General features: G+C 48.5%; 2 protein-coding genes. Both read right to left on the reverse strand.

The features are described 5' to 3' along the window. Positions 1-4,517: non-ribosomal peptide synthetase (locus tag BJL95_RS18040; protein ID WP_139306316.1), on the reverse strand; the 4,517-nt coding region annotated here is incomplete at its 3' end. Continuing rightward, the coding region (locus BJL95_RS18045) for a non-ribosomal peptide synthetase (protein WP_139306317.1) at positions 4,514-7,742 on the reverse strand (3,229 nt) is incomplete at its 5' end. The genes BJL95_RS18040 and BJL95_RS18045, both read right to left, overlap by 4 nt.

The raw sequence follows: 7,742 nt of genomic DNA on the forward strand, positions 1-7,742 counted from the left end.
TGGAACAAAGGACTTCGACTTGGATCCCGTACTGGTTGCAAAGCTTCGACCAATTTTTCAAATGGCAGGTCCTGGTGGTTTTGCGCATCCAATACCGTCGCCCTGATTTGTTCCAACAGCTCGGCAAAGGTCGGATTGGCCGACAAGTCGCTACGCAACACCAGAGTGTTGACGAAGAAACCGATCAGGTCTTCGATTTCCCGACGATTGCGGTTAGCAACCGGGATGCCGACACAAAGATCGGTCTGACCACTGTATCGGCTCAACAACAGTTTAAACACAGCCAGCAGCAGCATGAATAAAGTAACGTTATATTGCTTGCTTAAAGCCCTAGCTTGTCTAGCCAACTCTAATGGAATCTCGAAACTGATATTGCTCCCTCGATAAGTCATCACCGCTGGCCTGGGTCGGTCGGTCGGCAATTCCAATACGCCGGTTGCATCAGCCAACCGCTGGCGCCAGTAGCTGAGTTGCCGATCCAGTTCCCCTCCACTCAGCCAGCGGCGTTGCCAACAGGCGAAGTCGGCGTATTGAATCGGTAACTCAGCTAGAGGTGACGGCCGGCCTTGTGAAAAAGCCCGATACAACGCAGCAAACTCGTTAATTAAAACCGCCGACGACCAACCGTCCGAAACGATGTGATGCATCGTCAGCATAAGGATGGCTTCTTGCTCGCTACCGCTGTCGACTAAGATCAATAAGCTAGCCCTAATCAACGGCCCCCGCTGCAAATCAAAGGGTTTGGCTGCTTCTTCGCGACACATCGCCTGCCAAACTGAAGCCTGATCAATTTGTTCGGCGCTCAAATCGATACGATCAACATCAAGCTTAAGATCCGGTAATATCTTCTGTACCGGCTCGCCGCCTTCGCCCATCACGAATATAGTCCGCAAAACCTCGTGACGCCGAACAATTTCCTGAAAGCTTTGTGTCAAAGCGGCGATGTCCACGCGGCCCTTCAGGTGTAAGGCCACCGGGATGTTATAAAATGGACTATTCGGTTCGAACTGATCCAAAAACCATAAGCGTTGCTGGGCATAGGACAGCGGGGTTGATTCGCTGCGTGGAGCGGGCGGTATCGTGAAAATAGTCGCCTCCAACCCATTACCGCCAGTCCCGCGTTGTCCGTCAATATATTCGGCCAAGGCCGCAATATTCCCATAGTCAAATAAATAGCGTAGCGGTAATTTGATCGCCAGATGCTTGGTGATCCGAGATACTAATTGCGTGGCTAACAACGAATGTCCACCCAATTCGAAAAAATCATCTTCGATACCGACTCTTTCCATACCTAACACCTCCTGCCAAATCTCTGCTAAGGCTTGCTCGGTGTCGGTGCGGGGCACTATGTAAGTTTTTTTCAGCTGTTCGCTTAGGTCAGGTGCCGGCAATTGCTTTCTATCCAGTTTGCCGTTGACGCTCAGCGGCATGGCATCCAGAATTACGAAGGCGCTGGGGATCATGTAGTCCGGCAGATTTTGGTTAAGACTGGATTTGAGGTCGTCAGGTTGAACCGTACCCAATTGATCCTCGACCAGATAAGCCACCAAGCGCTTATCGCCCAATTGATCTTCTCTCGCGATCACCACGACTTCCTTGATACCCGGTTGCTTCAGCAGTTGCGCTTCGACTTCACCGAGCTCGATCCTAAATCCTCTGATCTTGACTTGGTGGTCATTCCGGCCTAAGTAGTCGATATTGCCGTCCGGCCGATAACGAACCAAGTCGCCGGTCTTGTACAGCCGACTGCCGGCCGGTCCGAACGGATTGGGAATGAATTTTTCCGCCGTCAGGCTGGAACGGTTTAGGTAGCCTCGCCCTAGGCCGATACCGGCAATGTGCAGTTCGCCGGGCGTACCGACCGGCACTGGGTTAAGGCTGTGATCCAGGACATACAGTTGAATATTAGCAATGGGTTTACCGATCGGAATCGCCGTTTCCGCCCAAGCCGCCAGACAGGCCCAGTTGCTGACATCAACCGAGGCTTCGGTTGGTCCATACAAATTGTGTAATTCGGCCGGTAATTTTTGCTGACAGCGTTGCACCAGATCGGCCGGCAGCGCTTCACCGCTACAGATAACCCGTTTCAGACTCGTGCACTGTTCGACTTCCGATGTATCGACGAAGGCTTGCAGCATCGACGGTACGAAGTGGATGGTGGTAATGAGCTCGCGACGGATCAGTTCAATCAACCCCTGGCAGTCTTTATGCAACTCCGGTGCCGCCACAACTAAACGGGCACCAGTCATCAATGGCCAGAAGAATTCCCAGACCGAGACGTCGAAGCTGTAGGGGGTTTTCTGCAGCACGCTGTCGTTGCCATCCAGTTGATATTCCGCCTGCATCCATTGCAAACGATTCAAAATGCCCTGGTGCGGTACGCCGGCACCCTTGGGCTGACCGGTCGAACCGGAGGTATAAATGCAATAGGCCAGATTCGTCGGTTGCAGGTCTCGGCAAGGATTAACGACCGGATAAATTTTTACCTGGGTCCAATCGCAGTCGAGACTCAGCACATGGGCAGAACCGAAATCGCGACCGGCGAATTTGGCCTGAGTCAAGACCGCAATGGGCGAGATGTCGTCCAACATAAACGCCAAGCGCTCTTCGGGATAGGAAGGATCGAGCGGCACGTAGGCCCCGCCGGCCTTCAAAATGCCCAGCAAACCAATCACCATCTCCAAAGAACGCTCGATGCAAATGCCGACCAATACCTCTGGACCGACGCCATGCTCGATCAAATAATGTGCCAGTTGATTGGCCTTGGCGTTCAATTCGGCGTAAGTCAGGCTTTTATCTTCGAAGCGCAACGCAATATCATTCGGTGTTATCTCGACTTGCGCTTCGAACAGTTGGTGGACGCAGCCGTCTTGCGGATAGTCAACCTCGGTGGCGTTCCAGTTAGTCAGGATTTGCCGGAGTTCATCGTCAGCAACGATTGCAATTGAGCACATAGGCAGATCGGGGTTAAAAACCAAGGCATTGGCCAAAGCTCTAATTGCAGTCAGCATGTAGCCATTCACCCGCTCCGCCTCCACACCCTCGGCGCATTGCAAAGTTAAACCAAAACCGTTACAGAAATCATCCACAGATAATGTGATGGGATAATTGGTTCGCTCTTCACCTCCCGCGATAATCCTCATACCTTTCCAATCAGCTTCTAAAACTTCGTTTTCCAAACTATGACGGTAATTCAGCAATGTTGAAAACAACGGCACCCCTGCTTTTACGCTGCTACAGCGCTGTGCTAACGCCAGAGAGGCCTGCTCGTGCATCAGTAACTCACTCAATTTCTGATAGGTGTCGGTAACCGCTTGACGGACACTGACATCACCAATCCTTATTCGTATTGGCAAGGTGTTAATGAACAGGCCCAATGTACGATCTGCACCGTTTGAACCTTGCAATCGTCCAGACAATACTGTGCCGAATACCACGTCGTTAAGGCTACAACATTGTGCCAACATCCGCCCCCAGGCTACATGAAACAACACCGCCGCACTGACACCGTATTGTTTGGCTTGTTCTCTGATCGTCTTCGTTAAATCGTCCGGTAGGGCGAAATGGGTTTCAACAACCGATCCAACGTTTTTCGCATCCAATAAGCCAAATGGAGCAGTTGGTTCGCTAACGTCCGCCAGCTGTCTCCGAAAATAGGCTTCGTGTTGTTCTGATGAAACTGCACGCAATTGAGCGATGAAATTGCGATAAGGAACGGGGGCCGCCAATTCACTACCACGCCCCTGTAACAACAATTTGATTTCGGTGATGATAAATTCAAGACTAATATGGTCGCTTACCAAATGATGATTCAACAGCGACAACAACCATTCCCCGGTCATTGGATCCTGAACGATATAAACATGTAGTAAGGGCGCACGGCCCAAATCCAACCTGATTTGTCCTGGATCAGAGACATCCAGAAGACGTGACAAAGCCACATCTCCGGATTGCAATTCAATCTCTTCCAATGGTAACTGCGCTCGCTTACAGACAACCTGAACGGGCTTCGGCAAATCATGCCAAAACATTGCGCTCCGCAGAATATCGTGGCGATCGATGACCGTCTGCAAGGCAGCGACAAAGCGATCCAAACAATCGCGATTCTCGAACGCCAATATCGTACGTAATAAGTAGATATCACCATGCGTATCGAGCAAATGGTGAAACAAAATGCCTTCTTGCAAGGGCGCTAACGGATAAATATCCTTGATATTGGCTATTCCTCCGGAAACCGCACCGACAATGGTGTCGATATCCTGTTGCGATAATTCGACTAAAGTCAATTTGTCAGGGGTAATCCTTGCTAAGGATGAACGATTCACTTTGCCAATCCATTCCTCCCCCTTGTGGTTCTCCAAAAGGCAATCCAACAATGCCTGTTTATGCACCTTCAACAGCATCAAAGTCTCGGTGTCCATAGCACCTTGCGGGGCTTGAATTACTAATTCGCCATTTTCAGCCAGCACACGGATGTTTCTATCATGAATGCGGGCAAATACGTGTTCCAGGCTCATATTCTAAATTCCTCTATTACGGAACCTCCGAATATGTCGGCTTCTGTATCAAGTAAATTTGGTGGAATTTCGATAGCAACGACTTGATGTTGTTCATGTGCTAACGCCGTCGCCATATCGGCCAACACCGGTGCGGCGAATATCGTCCGAACTTCCGCCGACAGTCCTTTTTCCCGCAACCGTTGAATCAAGTTGATGACCAATAAAGAATGACCGCCCAATTCGAAGAAGTGATCGTTCCGTCCTACTGTCCCAACATCTAATAACTGCTCCCAAACTGCTGCAATCGTCATCTCGATTTCTCCTTGTGGCGCTGAATATTCACGAACCGATAATCCGCTCCATTCCGGTTGTGGTAAGCTTTTTCTGTCAATTTTCCCGTTGATACTGAGAGGCATTTTATCGAGGATAACGAAGGCAATCGGCACCATGTAGTTGGGTAGTGCTTGCTTCAGGTGGTCTTTGATTTCATCGAGTTGCAACCCGCCGAGTTGGTCCTCGACTATATAAGCCACCAAGCGCTTGTCACCCGGATGGTCTTCGCGAGCCAAAACTACGGCTTCTTTGACTGTAATATGCTGAAGCAATTGTGCTTCGATCTCGCCTAACTCAATACGAAAACCTCTGATTTTCACTTGGTTGTCGATACGGCCTAAGTATTCGATATTTCCGTCAGCCCTGTAACGTGCCAGATCACCAGTTTTATAAAGGCGACTACCCTCTGGGCCGTATGGGTCTGGAATGAACTTTTCCGCGCTTAGATCCGGACGTTTTAGATAACCTCGAGCCAAACCAACACCAGCCAAACACAACTCACCTACGACACCAATTGGAACCAGTTGAAGATTTTTATCTAAGATATATGACCGAGTATTTGCATAAGGACGACCGATGGGCAATATATCGCTTTCTACTTCAGTTGCTTCGTAGTAAAAACTATCGATAGTTACTTCAGTTAATCCGTAACTATTGATTAAACGAGATTGACTCGCAAGAAAACCTTGAAAACAGTTATATTCCTCACTTGTCCAACTATCTGAACCGCAAATCAACATATCCATAAACGCCAGATTTTTTTGCTCCATCTCTAAATAAGAAATTAAATTTCTAAGCACCGCAGGCACGAATTCAGCCATACCAATATTTTCGGCCAATAATAATTCATAAAGTTTTGGCGCATCTAATAACAAATATTTAGGGCAGATAACCAACTTATCGCCAGATAATAACGCTCTGACAAAGTCACCCGTACAGACATCGAACGAGAAATTTGCCATTAGTAAGTGTGCTCTGACTTTTTCGCCCAGTCGATAGACATCCCGCCATCCGTAATAAGCATTTACCAAACTGGCATTGCTAACCATCACTGCCTTCGGCTTGTTCGTTGTCCCCGAGGTATAAATGACATATGCCAAATTTTGAGCGGTTGCTACCGACGGAGGATTTTCCATTGACAGTTTATCGATTTGACTTTTTACAAAATTCAAATTGATACATATCGTCTTCTCGAAAGGTAATTCGCCAAGCCAAACTGCTTGAGTTAATAAAACAACAGCTTCGCTATCTTCAAGCATAAATTTCAGTCGTTCTAGCGGCAATTCCAGGTCGAGTGGCAAAAATACAGCTCCCGCTTTAATCGTTGCCAGCAAGGCTATAAACATATCAAGTGAACGCGGCATACCAATAGCAACGACAACCTCTGGACCAACACCCTTTGCAGCAAGATAATGTGCCAATTGGTTAGCTTTAGCGTTTAATTCCGCATAACTTAGGGTTTGATCTTCATACTTGATAGCAATGGCATTCGGTGTACGTTCAACTTGTAATTCGAATAATTGATGAATGGAAAACTCGTGAGGGTAATTAACTTGATTAACACACCGGCTATCCAAAATTTGCTGCCTTTCCGCGCCAGTTAACATCAATATCTCGGATAGAAGCATTTTCGGTTGTTTAATCACATTCAGTAACAACACCTGATAGTGTTGCACTAAACGAACCATACTCTCTGGCTCAAATAAATCAGTATTGAATTCAACCCTCACCCCCAAGCATCCAGCCTGCATATCATTGATATTAAAGCACAAATCAAACTTTGAGCTTACAGACTCATCATCGATAACATTGATTTCTAACCCAGGCAAATTCAAACTGAATGGCTCATCTTTTTGCAAATCAAACATAATCTGGAACAAAGGACTTCGACTTGGATCCCGTACTGGTTGCAAAGCTTCGACCAATTTTTCAAATGGCAGGTCCTGGTGGTTTTGCGCATCCAATACCGTCGCCCTGATTTGTTCCAACAGCTCGGCAAAGGTCGGATTGGCCGACAAGTCGCTACGCAACACCAGAGTGTTGACGAAGAAACCGATCAGGTCTTCGATTTCCCGACGATTGCGGTTAGCAACCGGGATGCCGACACAAAGATCGGTCTGACCACTGTATCGGCTCAACAACAGTTTAAACACAGCCAGCAGCAGCATGAATAAAGTAACGTTATATTGCTTGCTTAAAGCCCTAGCTTGTCTAGCCAACTCTAATGGAATCTCGAAACTGATATTGCTCCCTCGATAAGTCATCACCGCTGGCCTGGGTCGGTCGGTCGGCAATTCCAATACGCCGGTTGCATCAGCCAACCGCTGGCGCCAGTAGCTGAGTTGCCGATCCAGTTCCCCTCCACTCAGCCAGCGGCGTTGCCAACAGGCGAAGTCGGCGTATTGAATCGGTAACTCAGCTAGAGGTGACGGCCGGCCTTGTGAAAAAGCCCGATACAACGCAGCAAACTCGTTAATTAAAACCGCCGACGACCAACCGTCCGAAACGATGTGATGCATCGTCAGCATAAGGATGGCTTCTTGCTCGCTACCGCTGTCGACTAAGATCAATAAGCTAGCCCTAATCAACGGCCCCCGCTGCAAATCAAAGGGTTTGGCTGCTTCTTCGCGACACATCGCCTGCCAAACTGAAGCCTGATCAATTTGTTCGGCGCTCAAATCGATACGATCAACATCAAGCTTAAGATCCGGTAATATCTTCTGTACCGGCTCGCCGCCTTCGCCCATCACGAATATAGTCCGCAAAACCTCGTGACGCCGAACAATTTCCTGAAAGCTTTGTGTCAAAGCGGCGATGTCCACGCGGCCCTTCAGGTGTAAGGCCACCGGGATGTTATAAAATGGACTATTCGGTTCGAACTGATCCAAAAACCATAAGCGTTGCTGGGCA

Source organism: Methylomonas sp. LWB (assembly GCF_001856095.1).
Lineage (GTDB): Bacteria > Pseudomonadota > Gammaproteobacteria > Methylococcales > Methylomonadaceae > Methylomonas > Methylomonas koyamae_A.